The following is a 21,644-nucleotide window of genomic DNA, read 5'->3' on the forward strand; positions in this document are numbered from 1 at the left end:
GAAGACGCATGAAATGGCTTGTACCGGACAAAAATTTTCATCCGGCCTTGTCGGCCGTCAGCGCCGACGGATGACGGTGCGGCCATCGGCCAGTTGCTCCACGCGCACCGGCAGGGAGCGCGACAGGCTGGCAATGAAGATGGCAGGCTCGCGCAGCTTGAAGCTGCCGGTCAATCGCAGGGATTGCAAAGAAGCCCCATCGTCCAACATCATTGACTGAGCCAGGTAGTCATTCCAACGCGCCACGACTTCGGTCAGCGGCGTGCGGTCGAACACCAGCCAGCCTTCGCGCCAGGCCCCCACATCCGAAGCATTGAGCGAGTAGTGCGCGAGCTCGCCGCCTGCATAGATGCGCAGGCCTTGGCCGGCGCCCAGCATGGCATCGGGGTACTGATCCGCCATGCGGGCTTGCTGCCACACGGCCACACGGCCCTGGGCGACGCTGACCTGCAGGCCGGTAGGCCGAAAGGCCACAGAGAAAACCGTTCCCAGCACACGTACGCGGCCCAGGGCCGTGTGGACCTCTAACGGCCTCTGTGCATCATGGGCCACGTCGAGCCGAATTTCGCCCTGACGCAGATGGATCTCGCGGCGCTGACGGTAGAGCACCACCGAGGCATCGGTGCCAGGCGCCAGATCGAGCTGGCTGCCATCGGCCAGATGGCGGCTCAATTGCTGTCCATGGCCTGTATGCAGCGCGATTTGCTCCAGTGGCTGCAGCCAATGCCAGCGGCCAAGCATGCCGGCAAGGCCTGCCACACCAGCCACCCCCAGCACGGACAGCGCGCGACGGCGCGTCTGCTGCGCACGCGCCGACTGGGTGGCGGGCATGGGCATATCGCCTTGCAAAGCACTGCCATCGGTCTGCGCCCAGCCCGCCATGGCAGCCTGGGCCGCCAGTTCATTCGCGGGCTCACTGGCACGCCAGCGTTCCAGCGCCTCTGCCGCTACCTGCGCTGCTTCGGTACTTGCGCCATGCTGGCGAGCAATCAGCAACAAGGCGTATTCCAGCCGTTTGCGCTCGGGCATCTCGGCCTTCATGACTTGAGCCCCATGCAATCGCAGACGGCACGCACCACATGTTTTTCAATGGCGGCTTCGCTGATATTCATATGCGCTGCTGCCTCGGCATGACTGAAGCCATAGATGCGCACCAGCACAAACACCTCGCGGCGCTTGCGCGGCATGGCTTGCAGGCGCCGTGACAGCAAGACCAGTTGCTGTCGCCCTTGCACCTGACGCTCGGCCGAGGGCACCTCGTCGGCCCCCACCACCGCCAGGGTTTCCAGCATGCGTGCTTCTGCAGCGCGGCGGCGCGCATCGTCGATGACAATGTTCTTGCCGGTACGAAACAGCAGTGCTCGCAAATCCCGTACCGCAAGCTCTCGCGACTGCATGGCAAAGACGCGGGCATAGCTTTCCTGCACGACATCCGCAGCCGCATCCCGGCTATTGAGCGAGCGAGCAAAGAAACTGACGAGTTCTGCGTAATAGTGCGCAACCACGGGTACACCTCGACCTCTTGCGAGGCATGCCGCCCTGGCTCTGAAATCAGCCGCAAAGCATGCAGCGACGGAGCGGGAAAGCGCAGACTCTATCAGAAAATGAGAATCAATCTCATTGAATGACAAATATCAAAGCCTCGTCGCATCAATGCAGAACCAACGTCGAGACAAGCTGCGAACCTGCAGCTCCATCGCTGATCAGATCGCGTAATACCAGCGCTTGACCGCTTGGCCAGCCCTGGCCAGCACCGCTTCACGCCCTGCCCCATCGAGCGGGCTGCCGGTCAGATAGGCCGTCACCACCAGCGGCGCAGATTGCTCGGTAGGCCAGACGATAAGGGTGTCGCAGGCCGTTCCCCTCTCGCCGCTGCCCGTCTTGCCGCCCACCTTCCAGTCGCCCGGCATGCCGACACGCACGCGCTTGTCGCCGGTACGGCTGGCCACCAGCCATTGCTGCAACAGGGCGCGGGCATAGCCCTCCAGCACATCGCCTAGCAGCAACTTCTGCAGGCTTTGCACCATGGCCTGCGGCGTCGTGGTGTCGCGCTCATCGCCGGGCAGCGCAGTGTTCAGCGAAGGTTCGTTGCGGTCCAGCCTGGTGGTGCCGTCACCCAGTTCGCGCAGCCATTGCGTCAGCGCCGCCGGCCCGCCGCTGGACTCCAACAGCACATTGGCCGCCGTGTTGTCGCTGACAAGCACCATCGCTTCGCACAACTCCTGCACCGTCATACCGCCATTGGCTCCCGCCCATTTTTCGGATATCGGCGACCAGGCCACGACCTCGGAAGGAGAGTAGTAAAGCTTGCGCCACAGACGAATCTCGTCTCTTTGCGCCAGATACAGCACACGGGCGGCCAGCAAGGTCTTGAAGGTGCTGCACATGGGAAAGCGCTCGTCGCCACGCCAGCCAGCCTCGGCACCGCTGACGGTATCGAGCACATACAGGCCGAATCGGCCCCGGGCCTGAACTTCCAGCGCCGCCAGCTCGTCGCTCAATACCCTCGCCGCTGCGGCTTGCTGTTTAGAGATAAAAGCACAGCCGCTCAGTCCCCAGGCCCCCAGACCCAAGGCCAGTCCTGTTGTCAGCATGCTGCGTCGTTGCATAAGATCCTCTTTTGGTTAACTGCCATGGTTTGAAGCATAAATCGGTAGATTCATACGAACCAGCAGTAATAATTGACATGATCCATTAGAAAAACTTTTATCTAGATTGAGATATGCAGCTACCACTGAACGCCTTGCGCATGTTTGATGCGGCCGCCCGTCACCAGAGCCTGACTCGCGCCGCACAGGAACTGCATGTGACGCAGGCCGCCGTCAGCCAGCACATCCGCAATCTCGAAGAGCGCCTGGGCAAGCCTTTGTTTCGCCGCCTGCCGCGCGGCCTGGCCCTGACCGACGAAGGTCAGGCTTTGTGGCCCGTGGTAGCGCAGAGCTTCGAGCGTATAGAACAATCGCTGCAGCAGGTGGCAGAGCCACGACCACGCGAAATTCTGACCGTGGGTGTGGTCGGCACTTTTGCCATCGGCTGGCTGATTCCCAGGCTGAGCCAGTTCCAGCAGTTGCATCCCTATATAGACCTCAGGCTGCTGACCAATAACAATCGCGTGGATCTGGCCGGCGAAGGACTGGACGCCGCCGTGCGCTTTGGCGACGGTGCCTGGCATGGCACGCACGCGCAGATGCTGCTGCGCGCTCCGCTCTCTCCCATGTGCACCCCCATGCTGGCACAGCAGCTGCGTGAGCCTGCCGACCTGGCCCGGCAAACCCTGCTGCGCTCCTATCGCACCCAGGAATGGGAAGGCTGGTTTGCCGGCCTGGACCAGACTGCCCCGCTGGCACGCGGAGCCATGTTCGACTCCTCGTTGACGCTGGCCGAGGCCGCCGCCCAGGGCGCAGGCATTGCCCTGCTGCCCGCGCGCATGTTCGAGCACATGCTGCAGCAGGGCCGGCTGGTGCGCCCTTTTGCCCACGAGGTCGATACCGGCGCCTACTGGCTTACCTATCTCAAGTCACGCCAGGCCAGCTCCGCCTTGCAGACCTTCAGACAGTGGCTGATGACTCAGCTGCAAACCGACTGAAGCTTGCACCCCGCAATGGCCCAAACCCTTTCATGCCAGGCGCTCCAAGCTATCAATCCGTGAGTCCTCTGCAGCAGCTAAGCCGCACAGGTCTGCATGGCTTCAGGGCAACGGGTAAAGTACACGCCCAGCAAGCGCCATGGCGCTTTGGTTTTATTCATTCATCAGACACCTGCCTTGACTGCCGCCGCCACCCTGCCCGTCCTGTACTCCTTCCGCCGCTGCCCCTATGCCATACGCGCCCGTCTGGCGCTGGCCCATGCGGGCCTGGCTTGCGAACTGCGTGAAATCAATCTGCGCAACAAGCCACAGGCGCTGCTCGACGCGTCGCCCAAGGGCACGGTACCCGTGCTGGTGCTGCAGGATGGAAAAGTCATCGATCAGAGCCTGGAGGTGATGCTGCATGCACTGTGCGGCAACGACCCCGATGGCTGGCTGCAACCCACGCATGGCAGCCTGGAAGACATGCTGGCTCTGATCGAGCGCAACGACGGCTTCTTCAAACAGGCTCTTGACCGCTGCAAATACCCCGAGCGCCACGACGCCGAGGCCGTAAACCAGGCCCAGGCCGATGCGCTGACCTGGCTGTCGGCCCTGAACGATCAGCTCGAGGAGACCGGCTATCTGTTCGGCCTGAACCCCAGTCTGGCCGATATGGCACTACGCCCCTTCGTGCGCCAGTACGCGCGCATCGACGAAGCGCAGTGGAACGAGCAGCCCTGGCCTCATCTGCAGCACTGGCTGCAGCGCTGGATTGACTCGGCCTTGTTTGCCGAAGTCATGGAAACCTATCCGGGCTGGGTGCCGGACAGCAAGGGGCCGACATTTGTGGGCGAGAGCGTGGAAAGCCTCTGATACCGCAACCAGAGCTGCGAACGCTTGATTGACAGCTGTGGCAAGCGTTTCAGAACCATGAAAAAACCCGGCAGCTTACGCTTGCCGGGGTTTTTTATGGCATTGCCGTCAACGAGATTCAGCGCTTCACACCCTTGAGCAACAGCACGGCCAGAATCACGAAAAACGCCACAAAGCAGACAAACGACCAATTGGCAATGGAGCCGCCCAGCAAAGTCCAGTCAATGGCAGCGCAGTCGCCCGAGCCCTGGAAGATCATGGGAATGGAGCGGCTGAAGGAGTAGTGCTCGATCATTCCGTAGAAGTCACGGCCGCAGGTCGCAAACTCGGGGGGATACCACTGCAGCCAGCTTTGGCGTGCCGCCACAAACGCACCGAAACCGCTGGTCAACAGGGCCAGAATGCCAAAGCTCATCCACCAGCTTTTTTGGCCTCTAAAGCTTGCCAAGCCTGTGAAGATAGCTACCAAAATCAGTGCATATCGCTGCACGATGCACATGGGGCAAGGCTCCAGACCCACCACATGCTGCAGGTAAAGGCCAAACGCCAGCATGGCCACACAGGCGACGCTGATGAGCGCCAGGATGCGCCGCGGCGCGGTTTCAAACCATTGAAGCATCAATATTCTTTCTGCGAAATTTATGGATCATGCCTGAGGCAAGGATAACGCCCCCTGTACCTGCACGATTCCTTTCGCAGGAGACACCGAAGAAGCGCTGTCGCGCACCGAGGGTGTCGTCCCCCTCCCGCACGAGAGAGGGGGAAGGCGCGTAGCGCCTCAGGGGGAGTCAAATCCCAGCCGCCTCATCCAGGAACACCTTGGCCCGGCGCGGCGTCACCACCAGGGTTTCACCTTCGCGCAGACCCATGTCCTTGAACTGCTGTGCGGGAATCTGGGCTTCAATCAGCCCCTCTTCACCGGCATGGCTGGCATTTGGTGTGGTCTCGGAGGGAATAAGTTCCAGCCTTGCAATGGGGCCGACCACAATGGCGCGCGAAAGCTGAGCCACGATGCCTGTGGGGCGTCCCTGGGCGTCGAGGTTCTGGCCCGGAGAATAGCGCTCCACTTCCAGATCATGGGGTCGCACATAGGCAAAAGCCTGGCTGTCCTGGGCACCGCGCGCATCGCTGCTGTCCAGTTGCATGCCTTCGTCCAGATAGACCCGGCCATCGCTGGCACGACCCTTGAACAGATTCACATCGCCCAGGAAGCCATAGACAAACGGTGTGGCGGGGTTGTCCCAGACTTGCTGGGGCGTGCCTTCCTGTTCGATCTTGCCCTGGTTGATGACCACCACGCGATCCGCCACTTCCAGGGCTTCTTCCTGGTCGTGGGTCACGAAGATGGAGGTCACATGCAGCTCGTCGTGCAACTGGCGCAACCAGCGTCGCAGCTCCTTGCGTACCTTGGCATCCAGCGCACCAAAGGGCTCGTCAAGCAGCAGCACCTTGGGCTCGACAGCCAGGGCACGGGCCAGTGCGATACGCTGACGCTGGCCGCCCGAGAGTTGGGATGGATAGCGCTCGGCAATCCAGTCCAGCTGCACCAGCTTGAGCAGCTTCATGACCTTTTCCTTGATCACTGCCTCGCTGGGGCGTTCCTTGCGCGGCTTGACGCGCAGACCGAAGGCCACGTTCTCGAACACCGTCATATGACGGAACAGCGCATAGTGCTGGAACACAAAGCCCACGTTGCGATCGCGCACATGCACATCGGTGGTGTCTTCTCCACTGAAGTGGATGCTGCCCACATCGGCCGTCTCCAGGCCCGCGATGATGCGCAGCAGCGTGGTCTTGCCGCAGCCCGATGGGCCGAGCAAGGCGATCAGTTCGCCCGATTTGATATCCAGGCTCACATCGCGCAGGGCCTGAAAATCGCCGAACTGCTTGCTGACATTACGAATTTCGATACTCATGATGAATCTCTTGTTCTGATCCGGGCAGCTCAGGCTGCCTTGGCGGTTTTGTTCGTTGCGAGGCTGATCTGGCCTGGGCGCTCGGGCGGTGCTTCGGCAGCGGCCTTGGCCTGCTGCTCGGCACGCCATTCGGCGAGGGATTTGATCACCAGTGTCACCAGCGCCAGCAGCGCCAGCAGCGATGCCACGGCAAAGGCGGCTGCCGCCTGATAGTCGGCATATAGCACTTCCACATGCAAAGGCATGGTGTTGGTCTGGCCCCGGATATGGCCGGAGACCACGGACACGGCACCGAACTCGCCCATCGCGCGGGCGTTGCACAGAATCACGCCATAGACCAGACCCCATTTGATATTGGGCAGGGTGACATTCCAGAAAGTCTGCCAGCCCGAGGCACCAAGCACGATGGCGGCCTGCTCTTCGTCGCTGCCCTGGGCCTGCATCAGCGGGATCAGTTCACGGGCGATGAAGGGAAAGGTCACGAACACGGTGGCCAGCACGATGCCGGGCACGGCAAAGATGATCTGGATCTCATGCTTGGCCAGCCAGGGGCCCAGCCAGCCGTTGGCGCCAAACACCAGCACGTACATCAGACCGGCGACCACGGGCGAGATGGAGAATGGCAGATCGATCAAGGTGGTCAAAAAGGCCTTGCCCTTGAACTCGTACTTGGCGATGCACCAGGCGGCGGCCACACCGAAGACCAGATTCAGGGGCACGGCAATCAGCGCCGTGATCAACGTGAGCTTGATGGACGAGATCGCATCAGGCTCGCCCAGCGACGTGACATAGACATCCCAGCCCTTGCGCAACGCCTCGCCAAAGACGGACAGCAGCGGCAGGATCAGGAAGATCAGCATGAACAGCAGGGCCACTGTGGTCAGAACCCAGCGCACCCAGCGCGGCTCGGTCGTGGTCATCTTCTCCAGCTTGGCGCTCTTGGGCGGGGCCGTGATCTTGTAGAGCGCGACCAGAAACAGCAGAGCAATGGCGACGATGGTGAAAAGATGCGCCCAGATGGGCAGCAGATTGGGAAACAGCGCCTGAATCGCTGCGTGAATCGAAGACATCAGCGGCCTCCCTGCGCCTTGCGCTGCCATGCCTGCAGTGCGTTGATCAGCAGCAGCAATACAAAAGAGATCAGCAGCATCACCACGGCCACGGCCGTGGCACCGGCTACATCGTGTTGATCCAGCTTGGCCATGATGATCAGCGGAGTGATTTCCGAGACCATGGGAATGTTGCCGGCAATGAAGATCACCGAGCCATATTCACCCACGGCGCGCGCAAAAGCCATGGCAAAACCGGTCAGCAGCGCCGGACCGATATGCGGCAGTATGACCTTGTAGAAAATCTGCCAGCGCGATGCGCCCAGGCTGGTTGCCGCCTCTTCCAGCTCCTTCTCGAAGTCTTCAAGCACCGGCTGAACGGTACGCACCACAAAAGGCAGACCGATGAAAATCAGTGCAATGGCGATGCCCTTGGGGTTGTAGGCCATCTGAATGCCCAACGACTCGAAGTACTGCCCGATCCAGCCGTTACCCGCATACAGCGCCGACAGCGAAATGCCGGCCACGGCCGTAGGCAGCGCAAACGGCAGATCGACCAGCGCATCCACCACCTTCTTGCCGGGGAACTGGTAGCGCACCAGCACCCAGGCTATCAGCATGCCGAACACCACGTTCACGCAGGCCGCGATAAAGGACATGGTGAAGGACAGCTCATACGAAGCGACCACGGCCGGGGCCGAGACCGCAGTCCAGAACTGCTCCCAGGTCAATGAGAAGCTTTTGAACAGCAGGGCTACCAGCGGGATAAGCACGATGATGCTCAGATAGAAAATGGTGTAGCCCAGTGTCAACCCGAAACCGGGCAACACTCGCTTGGCACTACGTGCCTTGCGTGGGGCTAGAGCAGCAGAGGACATATTCAAAGACGAAACGGGGGGTGGATTTCACTGAGGTCAATCAAGCACGGCCCAGCTCAAAAAACATCGAGCAAGGGCCGTCCCGCAGCGAGGATGTTGTCCCTCCCGCACAGCGAGAGAGGAGGAAGCCGCAAAGCGGCCCAAGGGGAGCCGGTTACTTACCGGGGGTATACAGTTTGTCGAACTGGCCGCCATCGTTGAAGTGCACCTTCTGTGCTTCGGTCAGCGAACCGAAGTACTTGGCCACGGTGAACTGCTTGATGGGCTTGAACTGGTCGGCGTGCTTCTTCAGCACCGCTTCGGAGCGCGGACGAATCGCATGCTTGGCAGCGATTTCCTGGGCTTCGTCAGAGTACAGCCACTGCAGATAGTCGGTGGCCAACTGTGTCGTACCCTTCTTGGCGACGGTACGCTCGACCACGGCCACTGGATTCTCGGCCACGATGCTCACCGATGGGTAGACGGCGTCGACCTTGCCCTGGCCGAACTCACGGTCCACAGACACGACTTCGGATTCGAAGGTGATCAGCACATCGCCGATATTGCGCTGCAAGAAGATGCTGGTCGCATCGCGGCCGCCCTTGCCCAGCACAGGCACGTTCTTGTAGAGCTTCTGCACGAATTCGGCCGCTTGCGCATCGGTGCCGCCCTTTTCACGCACCGAACCCCAGGCTGCCAGATAGGCGTAGCGACCATTGCCGCCGGTCTTGGGGTTGACTACCACGACCTTCACATCTGGGCGCACCAGGTCGGACCAGTCCTTGATGTTCTTGGGATTGCCGTTGCGCACCAGGAACAGCATGGTCGATGTAGTGGGCGATGCGTCATGCGGGAACTTCTTGTTCCAGTCCTTGGCGACCACGCCGTTCTGGGCCAGGAAATCCACATCGGTGGTCGTGTTGAAAGTCACCACATCGGCAGCCAGGCCGTCATTGACGGCGCGGGCCTGGGCACTGGAGCCGCCATGGGACTGATCCACCTTGATGTCCACGCCCTTGGTCTTCTTGTAATGGGCGATGAATGCAGCGTTGTAATCCTTGTAGAACTCGCGGGCCACGTCATAGGAGACATTGAGCAGTTGAGTCTGTGCCGAGGCAGCGCCTGCTGCTGCCAGTGCGATGGATGCCAACAATGTCTTGAGCTTCACGGAATGCATGGTTCGCTGCCTTTTCTTGAGCAATGTGTATAGATGTACACATTGTGCGAACGACTCCTTAAAACTCAAAAGAATATATTTTTCTTTGTTTTTCTGAAATTCAATATAAAGAATAAAACAGCACGCGAGTTCAAGGTAAAAAATAGCCGTAAGCGCTCTACCAGCGAGTGCATGAAGCTATCAAAAAAGAAGCACTAAAGAGAAACAACCCCGGAATTTCAGGCCGCAAGTGCAGCTGCCTGCAAGGGCCGGGCCGAGGCCTGAGCATTCCAGCCGCCCTGCTCAGTCAGCGACTGCAGCAGTGCCAGCCCCAGCGGCCAGGCGCCGAAGCCCGACTCGATATTGATATGTCCGGCGTTCTGCAAACGCACCAGCTCGCTGCCCCAGGCCCTGGCATAAGCGCCCGCACGGCGAATGGGGCAGAACGGATCATTGCTGCTGGCCACCAGCACGCTGCGATAGGGCAGCGGCGCATAGGGCACGGGGGCGAAGTCGGCAAGCTGGGCGCGGCGCTCGGGGTCGGCAGGAGCCACCAGCAAAGCGCCATGAACGCGCGCCGCGGCAGCCTCGCCCAGATGCGCGGTCGTGATGCAGCCCAGGCTGTGAGCCACGATGACGGCAGGACGTGCATCGGAGAGCAAGACTCTTTCCAGCTCCGCCACCCAGGCATCGCGGTGCGGCACCAGCCAGTCCTGCTGCTGCACACGCACGGCGCCTTCCAGCTGCTCAGCCCACAGGCTTTGCCAATGTCCGGGACCGGAGTTGCGCCAGCCAGGCACGATCACGATGCGAAATGGGGATGTCATGCTGCCTCCTGTAATCTCGGAGCGCCAGCCGGGCCAGAGGAAAAAGCCCGGCGTGCTCCTGATCTGATAACAAGGCAGTCATTGTGGGCAAGGCCTGCCCAAATCCCAACGAATGTTTTGTTGTTATCTTATGGGCAGAAGCTAATGCTGCGCCGAGGCCGATGCTGCCTTTTGCACGGCAGAGATGCTGCTGCCCGGCATGCGCTCCCCAAGGAAGTCCAGGAAATGCCGCACCGCCGGTGCCAACCCACGCCGCGAGGGGAACACCGCATGCACGATGCCGCGCGGAGGCGCCCATTGCGGCAGCAACTGCACCAAAGTGCCCCGGGTCAATTCGTCCTGACACATATAGTCAGGCAGCCAGCACATGCCGCTGCCGGCCAGGGCGGCAAACTTCAGCGTCAGCAAGTCATCGACCACATAGCGCGGCTGCAACTGCAGCCGGTGCTCCTTTCCTTCGGGCCCGACGAGCAGCAGGCTGGAATGGCCGTCGACTGCCGTCATCGCCATGCTGTCCAGCAACTGCAAGTCCTCCAGCGACCTGGGCGTGCCCTGGCGCTGCAGCAGATCGGGGCTGGCCACCAGAATCTGGCGCGAGCTGTCGAGTCGCTTGACGACCATGGAGCCGCTGTCCTCCAGCGTGGCACGCACGCGCAATGCGACATCAACCCCCTCCTCGACCAGATTGACTGGGCGGTTGGTGACCTGCATCTCCACCTGCACCAGCGGGCAGCGCTTGAGGAATTCGGGCATCAGCTCGCCCAGGACGGTCTGCGCCAGCGTCACCGGACAGGTCACACGAATGGTACCGCGCGGCTCGGTCTGGACTTCGGCCACGGCATCCGACGCTGCCAGGGCGGCATCGCGCATGGCCTGGCCATGACGCAGAAAGGTCTCCCCCACTTGCGTCAGAGACAGCTTGCGGGTGGTGCGTTGCAGCAAGCGCACCCCAAGGTGGGCCTCAAGTTCGGCAACACGGCGCGAGAGGCGCGACTTGGGAATACCCAGTGCCCGCCCCGCAGCGGCAAAGCCGCCGCGCTCGACCACTTCGACGAAGTACAGCATGTCGTTGAGATCCACCATGCATATATCCTTGGACTCGATTGAATTGATATTTGGAACGATCTATCGCATTTTTGCAGACTTATTGCCGAATCTAAACAAATCTACAATCTATCCCATTGCAATTCAAAACGAATCACTGTTTTGCCGCAACGCAGCATCCGAGCTGGGCAAGAAGTGCTCTTTTACTCATTTTTAGAGGTATAGGTACCAATATGCAAATCCTGCACATCGACTCTTCCATCACTGGCTCCAGTTCCGTTACCCGCTCCCTGACAGCCGATATCGTTGCCAACCTCAAGCAGGCCAACCCCGAAGCCAAGGTGGACTACCTGGACCTGGCCGTGAGCGCCCCCAGCCACCTGAGCGCGCAATCTCTGGGCTTTCGCACCGGCCAGGCCGCTGCCACCGAAGTCGAACGCCAGGAAAACGCCGTCTCCGAAGCGCTGGTCAGCCAATTCCTGGCTGCTGACGTGATCGTGGTGGGTGCCCCCTTCTACAACTTCACCATCCCCTCGCAGCTGAAGGCCTGGCTGGACCGCATCGCCCAGGCTGGCCGTACGTTCAAGTACACCGCCACCGGTCCCGTGGGTCTGGCCGGCGACAAGAAGGTCATCGTCGCTTCCGCTCGCGGCGGCGCATACTCCACCAGCGAAGCGGGCCAGGCCATGGAGCACCAGGAAAGCTACCTGAAGGTGATCTTCGGCTTCATGGGCGTGACCGACGTGACCATCGTTCGAGCCGAAGGCGTGGCCATGGGCCCCGACGCCAAGGCTGCCGCCATGGAAGCAGCCAAGGCTCAGATCGAGCAAGCACAAGCCGTCGCTGCCTGATAGCAGGCAAAGCTGCAAAAGCCGGTACCGCCCAGGGCGTACCGGCTTTTTTGCGCAACAAACTTGCTCACGACCAAGGTTTTGGACATTTCCGACTGAAGTTCTGGAAAAAACTGCCGATCTGAAGGCCTGAACCCGCTATTTTTGATACGCTGAAAACAGTTAGATACCGATCAGGTCCGAGTCTCGGTTGCTCGAACATGCTTTCCCAGATGCCAGCTTCCCGTCCCATGCCCACCGCCGTCCGTCAATCGCCTCAGCGCTCCGACGAAAACCTCGTCGTCACCGCTATTGCCGTATTTCTGGTGGCAGCACTGATTCTGGGTACGGTCGCCTATCGATACTTCAAGCATTCACAGCAGCAGCAGGAGCAGACTCGCAGCGAGCGTCAGGCCTACAAGCGCTATAACGACTATCTGGACTCCACCGAACAGGCAACTGCCAAGCCTGCCGCCAACCCGCCTTCCCCCGTACAGGCCAGCGCTCCTGCCGCAGCGCCCAGCATGGCCGAGAAGCTGCTCAGCCACCCTGCCGTCACGCCAGGCCCCGGCTTCAACGCTCCCGGCGTGCAGCAGACCGGCGTGGCCATCATCGATGCGATAGATCACGCCCAGGCAACCGCCAAGCAGTAAGGTCAAGAAGGCAGGCAGGCTTTGCCTTGCAGCCCGGCAGCTCAGCGCATCACCAGACCGCCGTCGACAAGCAGCAGCTGCCCGGTCATGAAACCGCTGAGTTCCGACGCCAGAAACAGCACCGGCCCTGCCACATCTTCGGGCCGTGCCAGCCGCCGCAGCGGCGTGGCCGCCATCAGCGATTCACGAAAAGACTCCTTGCTGTCCTGCGTACCCTGCGTGGGATAGACCAGACCGGGCGCCACACAGTTGACGCGGATGCCTACTGGCCCAAGCTCGCTGGCCAGATTGCGGCTGAAGGCCAGCAAAGCCCCCTTGGATGTCGTGTAGTCGTGATAGGCAACGACTGGCTGCTCCACCAGATTGCTGACAATGTTGACAATGCTGCCGCGCGCGCGCTGGCGCATCAACGGCAGCACCGCACGGCAGACATTGAAGCTTGCACCGACGGCCCCGTCGAACTGGGCCTGATAGTCCGCCCATTGCAGATCGTCAAAACGGCTGCGGCGTTCCGGATCGAATGCATAGGGCCTGAAGGCATTGTTGACCACGATATCAATGCCCCCCGCTTCACGGACGATGCCGTCCACCATGCCCTGCACCGCATCGGGCGAGCCCACATCGGCCTTGACCGCCCAGGCATCACCGCCCGAATCCTTGCCCGCAGCCAGGCAGGCATCCACGGTGCTGGCTGCAGCCTCGTCATTGGACAGGTAGTTGACGGCCACGGCCGCACCCTCGCGCGCAAACGCCAGGGCAATCGCCGCACCGATGCCGCGGCTGGCGCCCGTCACCAGCACCACCTTGCCGCGCAAGCCCATTGAAGAAGACTGACTCATATTCACGATTTCCGTTCAAACACTGGCAGATCCCAGGGAAGAGACAGCAGGCAAGAACCTTGGCGGCCTCGCCGCCCCGCTACGATGCTGTCCTCCCCCAAGGCGCGAGGCCGCCCAGGCAACGCGCCTCCAAGGGGATATTTACAGCGGCAAAACCACATCTGCCACCTTGATCTGACGCTGCACCATGCCCAGCGCACGATAGGCATCGGCACCTTTTTGCAGCGCGGCCATATCGAAGCTGCCCAGCGGCTGGCCCTGGACTGCCGGCATGGAAGAAGCGTTACGCAGGCGGATCACATCCAGATTGATATCGCGACGCGTGCCGTCGATGGCATATTTGCTGGCCAGCACCGAGGCCTCCTCGGGATTCGCCATCATCCAGGCAGCGCTTTCGCGGTAGCCCTTGACGAATGCCTTGAGCAAATCCTTCTTCTGCTGGAACACCTCCTCGCGCACCACAAACATGTCGCTGGACATATTGAGGTGGTCGCTGACCTGCATCACATTGACATCGCCTATGCCCTTGCGCAGTCCCACGGCCAGACCGGTATCCGTGGCGGCCGTGGCGTCAACCTGCCCTTGCATCAGGGGCGCAAAGTTCAACAGGCCGGTCACGACAATGCTCACATCCGACTCCTTGAGGCCGGCCTGATGCAGCATCACCAACAGGTTCTGGCGCGTGCCGCTGGCAAGGCTGTAGACACCGATCTTCTTGCCCTTGAGGTCTGCGGGCTTGCGAATGCCCGAGGACTTGAGCGAAACCACATTGAACACGTTCTGCGGATAGATGTCGTAGATCGCCACCAGCTTCTCGCCCTTGTCCAGAGCCATGAAGAAGGAGCCGGGGTCGGTGAACGCCACGTCGGCCTGGCCGCTGAGGATATTGCGGATCGCATCGCCGCCGCCTGCTCCGGGCAGATAGGCCAGCTCCACGCCATTCGCCTTGAAGAAACCTTTTTCGGGCTCGACCAGAATATTGGTGATCTCGCTGATGGGCTTGCTCCAGCCGGCCAGGCGAATCTTGCCCTGCAGAGGAACCGCCATGCTGGTGCCGGTCATGGCAAGGCCGCTCAGGCCTGCACAGGCGCCGAGCAGGCTGCGGCGAGAGATGAACGAAGTCTGGTTGCTGGAGTGCATGACAAATGGTTTGAAGATGCAGTCAGGCCCGGTCGCCCGACTGCGAGGTTGAAAAGTGATGAGAGCGCAGCAAATAGCGCTCCAGAACAAGGCAGGCCTGATACAGCAGCAGGCCCATGGCGGCGATCAGCACCAGCGCCGCAAACATCAGCGTGGTGTCCATCATTCCCTGGGCAGCAATGACCACGGCGCCCAGGCCCTGGCTTGCACCCATGAACTCGGCCACCACGGCACCGACCAGCGCCAGCACGACGGCCACGCGCAGCCCGGCCAGAATCGCGGGCAGCCCGGTCGGCAGTTTCAGGCGCAGCAAGGTCTGCAGCCTGGTTGCGCCCAGCATGCGAAACAGCTGCAGGCGCTGGCCATCCACCTGCCGCAGGCCCGTCAATGTGTTTTCCATCAATGGGAAAAAGCAGATCAGCGCCGTGATCAGCACTGTCGGCAACATGCCGAAGCCGAACCACAGCACAAACAATGGCGCCAGGGCCAGCTTGGGCACGACCTGGCTGACCACCACATAGGGCTTGAGCACGCGCTCCAGCAACTCGGACTCGGCCAGCGCCATACCGGACAGCAGACCTACGGCGCTGCCTATGAGCAGGCCCAGCAGCAAGGCCTGCAAGGTCGCCCAGAGATGCGGCCAGAAATAGCCGGACGCGAGACCCGACCACAGGGACAGCGCCACTGCCGAGGGTGCAGGCAAGACCAGCGCCGACAAGCCAAATTGCCTCACAGCCAGCTCCCACATTGCGATCACAGCTATCAAAAGCGATGCAGACAGCCAATGTGTTCTGTTCAGCAGGCCGCTCATGCGCCACCCCGGTCCATGGATGTGCGAATGCGCGCGCAATAGTCGTTGAACGCCGCGCCATGACGCAGGCTCTGCTGGCGAGGCTGTGGCAACTCGACAGACCAGTCGTCCACGATGCGGCCACCATGCATGAGTGCAATACGGTCACCCAGATAGACAGCCTCGTTAATGTCGTGGGTGACGAAGAGCACCGTCGTGCCATGCCGCTGGCAGGTGCGCAGCAAATCGTCCTGCAGCTCGGCACGCGTGATGGCATCCAGCGCCGCAAAAGGCTCGTCGAGCAGCAGCAGCGGCGGCTCCAGAATCAGGGCGCGTGCCAGCGCCACCCGGCTTTGCTGTCCGCCCGAGAGCTGACGCGGATAGAGCGAAGCATGTTCGGCAAGACCCAGTTGCTCCAGCAACTGCATGGCCGCCTGTTGATCCTGCTGCGTGGGCTTGCGCTGCAGCGACACAGGCAGCAGCACGTTGTCGATCACCGTATGCCAGTCCAGCAGCGTCGGCGCCTGGAACATAAAGCCCAGTTGCGGCCCCGGCGCTGCCACTTCGCTGCCGCGCAGCAAGACATGGCCCGACTGGGACCGGAGCAGGCCTGCCGCCAGCTTGAGCAGCGTGGTCTTGCCGCAGCCGCTGCGCCCCAGCAGGCAGTGAAACTCTCCTGCCCCGATCTGCCAGTCCACGCCATCCACCACCGGCGCTCGCCCTGGGTAGCTGTATCGGGCCTGCTTGAACTCCATGAATGCCACGGCTGTATCCACTCCCTCAGTCCGCATAAGAGGCCAGCGGCTGGGCCGCCAGTTCTGCCGACTGCTCGATCTCCGTCATGCGCACCAGATCCAGCAGATTGAAGCGCCCGTCATGGTGCCAGCCCGCCTCGGGCATGCTCATGGAGCCGATGGCGCTGATACGCGTGACGCCAACCGCACCCAGCAGCCCCGCCAGGCGGTACAGCTCTTCGGGGCCGGCAGCAATGCCGGCGGTCTGCAGATAGTCGCGCTGAGCGGCCACCACGGGCAGCACGGCATCGAGCCGGTCCACAGCCACCACGGCAATCGTGCGGTACAGCGCGGTCGGTGCCAAGGGCTGAAGACTCTCGCTGTAGGCAACGCTCCAGGGCGCATCCACAGGCCCCAGCAACTGGTGTGCTTCACCGCCCCACTCCATGTTCTGCTGCCAGCGTGCCAGCGCCGCCCCTTCTTCCAGATCCAGCTCGCGGCGTGCAAATCGTCGCTGCAGATTGGCAAGCTCGGCTGCCAGATAGTCGGCAAAAGCACGCGCAGAGACCGGCGCCCCACGCTGCACATAGAACACATGGGGCGAGTAGCAGCCCTGCTGGTCATAGCGCATCACGTCCCAGGCCGCCAGCCTTGCCATGGCCGGAGCCTTGAGCGTATCCAGCGCCTGCGCGTCGATCAAGCCAAAGCCCAGCTTGTGGCCATGGGGCAAAAAGCGCGTCGTCACGGGCAGGCGACGACGCAACGCATCCAGCGTCTGGTTGCCGCCATAGGCCAGCACCGTATCGGCCTGGGTATAGAGCGCGTCGGCCTCCTCGCCACCTGCACCGCGCCACCACACCACGGCCAGGCAATCGGCCAGCGGCGGGTGGACCTCTGCCAGCAAGCGTGCAAACCAGCCCGCAAACAAAGGCTCGGCACTGGCCAGCTTGCCAATCGCAGGGGCCTTGACCAGCAAGCCGCAGACCAGGCTCCACAGCGACAGCGCAGGTACGTTGCCGGCCCAGCTATGCACCAGCAGATCCGGGCCGAAAGCACGTACGGCCCCGCCCTTGGCTGCCGGTTGAAAACCATCGAGTACCGCCGGATTGGCAAAATCCTCGGCCACAAAGCGCTTGAGCTGCGCTGCACGAAAGGTCTTGAAAAATCCTGTCAGCCCCAGCCGCACCATATCGGCGTCATAGCCGCTGACCACGGGCAGCCAGGCTTCGGCCTGCTGGCGGTAGATGTCGTTACGGTCAAGCAGGCGGGCCATCGCACGATCGACGGCATCGATGATATCGGCCACCGGCATGGGGCGCAGATGGGCGGCCGCGGCCTTGCGCACACGGCAGGCCAGTGCCTGCATCTGCGGCGCCGTCAGCACGGGAACGCTGACTTGCAGCACCCGCCCGTCCCGAGACGTGAAGTCCAGCGTCTGCCACTGCACTTCCTCGTCGCCCAGGCCCGGCAGATAGCCTGCCTTGATACGCTGCACCTTGCGCTGCTTGCTCATGCGCCGGCAGCTTTCACAAACTCTTCAACCGCCAGCGAGCATCCCTTGGCGGCGGCGCCCTCGGCGCGCCCAAGCAGCAAAAAGCCGTCTTTTTCCTGCGGACCGGCCCACAGGCCCACATCCTCGGTCAGGATGGTGGTCACCGCGTTGTAGTTGGCCAGATCGCAATGCACCAGAATGCCGCGCTCACCAGCTGCCACATCCCTGCCGGTGATCGGCTCCACCAGACGCGAGCGAATCCAGTGCGGACCGGACTTGACCGAAGGCAGTACCGCATTGCCATCGTCATAGAACTGGGTGCTCAGCTCGGTCATGCCATACATATTGATGCACAGACTGCGCGGCACGCCCAGCAGCTGCGAAAGCTCGGCATAGAACTGCTCGAGCGGCAGCTCGCGCGACTGCCCCTTGTAGCCGCCCGTATCCAGTACGCGGCTGCCTGCAGGCAGGCGAAAGCTGCGGCCCTGCTCGCGCAGGGCATCCATCACATGGACCAGGCTGAAGCTCGCGCCCAGCAGCGCAAAAGGCTGGCCGCTGCGCTCGGACTCATCCAGCGCGGCACACAGGGCCGGCATGTCCAGCCCTTCCGAATTCAGATAGTAGCGGCTGCCTGCCGAGCCGAATTCGGAACAGGCCAGGGCCAGATAGTGGGCCAGCGAGGAATTGGGCATGGCCTGCTCATCGGGAAACAGAATGCCCATGGGCATGCGCTCCAGACCCTGCATGAAACGTCTGGCGAAATAGCGCTTCATGGACAGGTCGTAGACATCGAGCTGCGGATGGAAATGACGTCCGCGCGCAGCGCGGCCCGTGGTGCCGCTGGTCATGAATACGCGCTCGGCGGGCGACGGCGGCTCGCTGCGCAGCTCCATGGCCTTGAAGGCATCGATGGGCACGGCCGGAACATCGCGCCAGCTCCTGACATTGCGCAGCGTGGCGCCGCGTCGCTGGCAAAAGCTGCGAAACGGCGCATTGCATTCGTACTGGTAGGCGAAGAGGCGCAGGGCGAGTTGATTGAACTGGTCGTCGGTGCAGTCATCCATTGCGATGAAAGCAAGCAGATCTGCGACCAGCGAAGCGGCCTTGTCCATGAAATTCCTTCGAGAGCGGGGACGTCATGCTCCGAAGGCTTGCTGACCATGCGAGAACGCACTGCCCTGAGGTCAGCTTGCAAGCTCTTCTTCCGCCGGTATGAACCGGGTCAAGTTCGCGGGTGTAGATCTCAGCACTGGCGTGCACCCCGGAGCGCGGCGCCATCTTACCCCAACGGCATCACTGCAAGGGGCCTGCACCGCCGCATGAAAGTCGCGTCACTTGTAACCTGGGGTAATGCTCCAGCACGGGCAAGAAGGACATACAGGGCAAAAACATCAAAATACTGCTGCCCAAATACAATCGACCCAGCACCGCAAGCTGCCTGAGACCTAACCTGCCACGGCGCCGACAATCACGCAGGTACGCCACGCCTGAAAGCGCGGCATGTCGGCGTCAGCAGAGCTTGCAAGCCATCCAGGGCACTGAACGCCCGCCCCAAGCCCCAGAGATATTCACATGCATTTTTCGCGCCTTTGTCATCTGACAGGCTGGCCTGTGGCCGCCGCCGGACTGCTGCTGACGGCACAGTCCGCAACAGCCCAGCAAGCCGCCGCCCAGCCGGAACTGCCCCAGTTGTCCGAAGTCACCGTGCGCAGCACCTTGCAGGAGTCTGCACTTGAGCAAACCCCGGCCTCCGTGACCGTGCTCGACGGCGAGCGCATGCGCGAGCGCAATCTGCAGGTCAATCTCTCGGAGTCCCTGAGTGCAGCTCCGGGTCTGCAGCTGCAGAACCGCCAGAACTACGCGCAAGACCTGCAGCTGTCGATTCGCGGCTTTGGCGCACGATCCACCTTCGGCGTGCGCGGCATTCAGATCTATGTGGACGGCATCCCCTCCACCATGCCCGATGGCCAGGGTCAGACCAACAATATCGATATCGCCTCGCTGGAGCGCGTGGAAGTGCTGCGCGGTCCTTACTCCGCCCTCTACGGCAACGCCTCTGGCGGAGTGATCAATGCCTATACCGAACGTGGTGAAGGCGCGCCCTCGGTGCAAAGCAGCTTTGCACTGGGCAGCGACGGCCAGAAGCGCCTGGGCCTCAAGGCCAAGGGCGAAACCAACGGGATTGGCTATGTGCTCAGCGCCAGCCGTTTTCTCACCGACGGCTACCGGGCCCAGAGCGCGGCGGACAAAAACCTGTTCAACGCCCGCATCGATGTCAAGCCCGACGAATACAGCCAATTGACCCTGGTAGCCAATCATGTGGACATCGATGCCAAGGACCCGGGCGGCATCACGCCCAAGGACTGGGCGGCAAATCCGAAGGCTGTGGCGTCCAACCCCTTGCTCTACGACTCGCGCAAAAGCGTGAAGCAGACCCAGGCCGGCCTGACCTATGAGCGCCAGCTGGACGGCGGCCAGGCGCTGCGCCTCATGGCCTATGCCGGTCAGCGCGAAATGATGCAGTTCCAGTCCACACCCAAGGCATCGCAGACCGGCTACAGAGGCGGAGTGATCGGCCTCAAGCGCGACTATGGCGGCATCGATGCGCGCTGGAGCGGCAAATACGAGCTGGGCAGCGGCAGCCTGAGCCTGATTGCTGGCCTGGCCGCCAACACTGTCAGGGAAGACCGCCAGGGCTACAAGAACTTTGCGGGCAACCAGCTGGGCGTGGTCGGCGAGCTGGTGCGCGACGAGCGCAACACCCTCACCAGCATAGACCCCTATCTGCAAGCCTCCTGGGCCTTTGCACCGCGCTGGAAGCTCGATGCCGGCCTGCGCTGGAGCAATGTGCAGTTCCAATCGCGCGACCATTTCCTGGCCGACAAGAATGACAGCGGCAATGCCGGATTCCATAAGCTCTTGCCGGTTGTTTCGCTCCAGCACGAGCTCAATCAGGACACCAATATCTATGCCTCTCTGGGTCGCGGCATGGAAACACCGACCTTCAACGAGATCTCGTACCGCCCCGATCTGGCCGGCGGTCTGAACTTCGGCCTCAAACCTGCGGTATCGACCAGTGCCGAGCTGGGCATCAAGCAACGCTTCAATGTGGCCGGACTGCGCGGCGACTGGTCTGCCGCGCTGTTCCAGACCAGCACCGACGATGAAATTGTGGTGGCCAGCAACGACAACGGCCGCACCTCTTATCAGAATGCCGGCAAGACCCGCCGCCGCGGCATGGAGCTGAGCACCAGCACCTGGCTGATGCCCCAGTTGCGCCTGAGCGGCGCGCTGACCTTGCTTGATGCCAGCCTGCGCAGCGGCTATTGCGACAGCAAGGGCCAGGACTGCACTCCCGCCGGCAACCGTATTGCCGGCACGGCCAGGCATCTGGGCTACCTGGGACTGGAATGGCTTCCCGCCACCGACTGGCGTGTGGGCCTGGACTGGCGTCATGTGGGCCGTATTGCCGCCGACGACAAGAACCAGGTCTATGCCCCCAGCTACAACGTGGCCAGCCTGAGCGTTGGCTACACCAAACGCCTGGGCGCCTGGAAGCTCAGCACTTTTGCCCGCATCGACAATCTCGCAGACAAGAACTATGTGGGCTCGGTCATCGTCAACGAAGGCAACGGACGTTACTACGAGCCCGCTCCGGGACGTCAATGGATGGCCGGCACCAGCCTCAGCTACCAGTTCTAAACATGTCATCCGGCTTTGCCGGACAGCAGAAAGCGGGCCTAGAGCCCGCTTTTTTCACATCCGGATAGATCAAAAGCGATTTTTTCAGAAAAATTCTGGTGCTTGTACATTGCCTGCTTGAGCCCGAAAGCCGCCAATCCCGCCCCGGTTTGCCTGCCAGACGACAGGCGCCGG

Annotated in this window: 21 protein-coding genes and 1 riboswitch; of the genes, 5 read left to right on the forward strand and 16 right to left on the reverse strand. The window is 61.8% G+C overall.

The window, feature by feature from the left end; genetic code table 11:
- Positions 1 to 57 precede the first annotated feature (57 nt).
- From AAIL67_RS00875 to bla, 3 genes are all read right to left on the reverse strand, one after another.
- Positions 58 to 1,041, reverse strand: a complete 984-nt coding sequence (locus AAIL67_RS00875) for a FecR domain-containing protein (protein WP_253233021.1) — start codon at positions 1,039 to 1,041, stop codon at positions 58 to 60.
- A complete protein-coding gene (locus tag AAIL67_RS00880; protein WP_034379583.1) occupies positions 1,038 to 1,505 on the reverse strand; it encodes a sigma-70 family RNA polymerase sigma factor in 468 nt (155 codons plus the stop codon). Before AAIL67_RS00880 ends, AAIL67_RS00875 begins: the two co-directional genes overlap by 4 nt.
- 198 nt (positions 1,506 to 1,703) lie before the next feature.
- Positions 1,704 to 2,609: a class A beta-lactamase gene (gene bla, locus AAIL67_RS00885; RefSeq protein WP_343483155.1), complete on the reverse strand. Its 906-nt coding sequence runs from the start codon at positions 2,607 to 2,609 to the stop codon at positions 1,704 to 1,706.
- 113 nt (positions 2,610 to 2,722) lie between these two features.
- Here bla and AAIL67_RS00890 point away from each other — a divergent pair, with 113 nt between their 5' ends.
- Both AAIL67_RS00890 and AAIL67_RS00895 read left to right on the forward strand, forming a co-directional pair.
- Entirely contained in the window at positions 2,723 to 3,586 is an 864-nt protein-coding gene (locus AAIL67_RS00890; RefSeq protein WP_343483157.1) for a LysR family transcriptional regulator, read from the forward strand.
- 177 nt (positions 3,587 to 3,763) lie between these two features.
- The gene (locus AAIL67_RS00895) at positions 3,764 to 4,441 is read left to right on the forward strand and encodes a glutathione S-transferase (protein WP_063661047.1); all 678 of its coding nucleotides are present in this window, start codon (positions 3,764 to 3,766) and stop codon (positions 4,439 to 4,441) included.
- 118 nt (positions 4,442 to 4,559) lie between these two features.
- On the opposite strand, the gene AAIL67_RS00900 is transcribed toward AAIL67_RS00895, so the two are convergent.
- The 7 genes from AAIL67_RS00900 to AAIL67_RS00930 form a co-directional block, all read right to left on the reverse strand.
- Positions 4,560 to 5,063, reverse strand: coding sequence for a disulfide bond formation protein B (locus AAIL67_RS00900; protein WP_197483898.1), 504 nt, complete (start codon positions 5,061 to 5,063; stop codon positions 4,560 to 4,562).
- A gap of 166 nt (positions 5,064 to 5,229) precedes the next feature.
- Positions 5,230 to 6,357: a sulfate ABC transporter ATP-binding protein gene (locus AAIL67_RS00905; RefSeq protein ID WP_063661045.1), complete on the reverse strand. Its 1,128-nt coding sequence runs from the start codon at positions 6,355 to 6,357 to the stop codon at positions 5,230 to 5,232.
- A 29-nt stretch (positions 6,358 to 6,386) separates the two neighbouring features.
- Entirely contained in the window at positions 6,387 to 7,427 is a 1,041-nt protein-coding gene (gene cysW, locus AAIL67_RS00910) for a sulfate ABC transporter permease subunit CysW (protein ID WP_343483159.1), read from the reverse strand.
- Positions 7,427 to 8,284 (reverse strand): sulfate ABC transporter permease subunit CysT, encoded by an 858-nt coding sequence (cysT, locus tag AAIL67_RS00915; protein ID WP_034352054.1) that lies wholly within the window; start codon positions 8,282 to 8,284, stop codon positions 7,427 to 7,429. The genes cysW and cysT overlap by 1 nt, the downstream gene beginning before the upstream one ends.
- Positions 8,285 to 8,438: 154 nt before the next feature.
- Entirely contained in the window at positions 8,439 to 9,440 is a 1,002-nt protein-coding gene (gene rpsI / locus AAIL67_RS00920) for a 30S ribosomal protein S9 (RefSeq protein WP_003079689.1), read from the reverse strand.
- Between the two features lie 218 nt (positions 9,441 to 9,658).
- The gene (locus tag AAIL67_RS00925; protein WP_253233023.1) at positions 9,659 to 10,246 is read right to left on the reverse strand and encodes an alpha/beta hydrolase; all 588 of its coding nucleotides are present in this window, start codon (positions 10,244 to 10,246) and stop codon (positions 9,659 to 9,661) included.
- A 141-nt stretch (positions 10,247 to 10,387) separates the two neighbouring features.
- On the reverse strand, positions 10,388 to 11,329 hold the full coding sequence (locus tag AAIL67_RS00930; protein ID WP_003067965.1) for a LysR family transcriptional regulator: 942 nt from the start codon (positions 11,327 to 11,329) through the stop codon (positions 10,388 to 10,390).
- Positions 11,330 to 11,523: 194 nt separating this feature from the next.
- Between AAIL67_RS00930 and AAIL67_RS00935 the strand changes: the two genes are divergently transcribed.
- Both AAIL67_RS00935 and AAIL67_RS00940 read left to right on the forward strand, forming a co-directional pair.
- Positions 11,524 to 12,141: an FMN-dependent NADH-azoreductase gene (locus AAIL67_RS00935; RefSeq protein WP_003067966.1), complete on the forward strand. Its 618-nt coding sequence runs from the start codon at positions 11,524 to 11,526 to the stop codon at positions 12,139 to 12,141.
- Positions 12,142 to 12,371: 230 nt separating this feature from the next.
- Positions 12,372 to 12,773, forward strand: a complete 402-nt coding sequence (locus AAIL67_RS00940) for a hypothetical protein (protein WP_052057564.1) — start codon at positions 12,372 to 12,374, stop codon at positions 12,771 to 12,773.
- Between the two features lie 41 nt (positions 12,774 to 12,814).
- Here the strand turns inward: AAIL67_RS00940 and AAIL67_RS00945 are convergent, their stop codons facing one another.
- The 6 genes from AAIL67_RS00945 to AAIL67_RS00970 all read right to left on the reverse strand — a co-directional run bounded on the left by AAIL67_RS00945 (position 12,815) and on the right by AAIL67_RS00970 (position 18,880).
- Positions 12,815 to 13,612, reverse strand: coding sequence for an SDR family oxidoreductase (locus AAIL67_RS00945; protein ID WP_343483160.1), 798 nt, complete (start codon positions 13,610 to 13,612; stop codon positions 12,815 to 12,817).
- A 141-nt stretch (positions 13,613 to 13,753) separates the two neighbouring features.
- Positions 13,754 to 14,752 (reverse strand): ABC transporter substrate-binding protein, encoded by a 999-nt coding sequence (locus tag AAIL67_RS00950; protein ID WP_343483161.1) that lies wholly within the window; start codon positions 14,750 to 14,752, stop codon positions 13,754 to 13,756.
- Between the two features lie 22 nt (positions 14,753 to 14,774).
- Positions 14,775 to 15,563, reverse strand: a complete 789-nt coding sequence (locus AAIL67_RS00955) for an ABC transporter permease (protein ID WP_343483162.1) — start codon at positions 15,561 to 15,563, stop codon at positions 14,775 to 14,777.
- On the reverse strand, positions 15,560 to 16,333 hold the full coding sequence (locus AAIL67_RS00960; protein ID WP_343483163.1) for an ABC transporter ATP-binding protein: 774 nt from the start codon (positions 16,331 to 16,333) through the stop codon (positions 15,560 to 15,562). The genes AAIL67_RS00955 and AAIL67_RS00960 overlap by 4 nt, the downstream gene beginning before the upstream one ends.
- Positions 16,323 to 17,789, reverse strand: a complete 1,467-nt coding sequence (locus AAIL67_RS00965) for an acyl-CoA reductase (RefSeq protein ID WP_343483164.1) — start codon at positions 17,787 to 17,789, stop codon at positions 16,323 to 16,325. The genes AAIL67_RS00960 and AAIL67_RS00965 overlap by 11 nt, the downstream gene beginning before the upstream one ends.
- Positions 17,786 to 18,880: a long-chain fatty acid--CoA ligase gene (locus AAIL67_RS00970; protein WP_343483165.1), complete on the reverse strand. Its 1,095-nt coding sequence runs from the start codon at positions 18,878 to 18,880 to the stop codon at positions 17,786 to 17,788. The genes AAIL67_RS00965 and AAIL67_RS00970 overlap by 4 nt, the downstream gene beginning before the upstream one ends.
- A gap of 70 nt (positions 18,881 to 18,950) precedes the next feature.
- Positions 18,951 to 19,042, reverse strand: a riboswitch (TPP riboswitch).
- A gap of 298 nt (positions 19,043 to 19,340) precedes the next feature.
- On the opposite strand from AAIL67_RS00970, the gene AAIL67_RS00975 reads away from it, so the two are divergent.
- On the forward strand, positions 19,341 to 21,470 hold the full coding sequence (locus tag AAIL67_RS00975) for a TonB-dependent receptor (protein WP_343483166.1): 2,130 nt from the start codon (positions 19,341 to 19,343) through the stop codon (positions 21,468 to 21,470).
- Positions 21,471 to 21,644 lie beyond the last annotated feature (174 nt).

It is taken from the genome of Comamonas sp. A7-5 (genome assembly GCF_039581385.1).
Lineage (GTDB): Bacteria > Pseudomonadota > Gammaproteobacteria > Burkholderiales > Burkholderiaceae_C > Comamonas > Comamonas thiooxydans.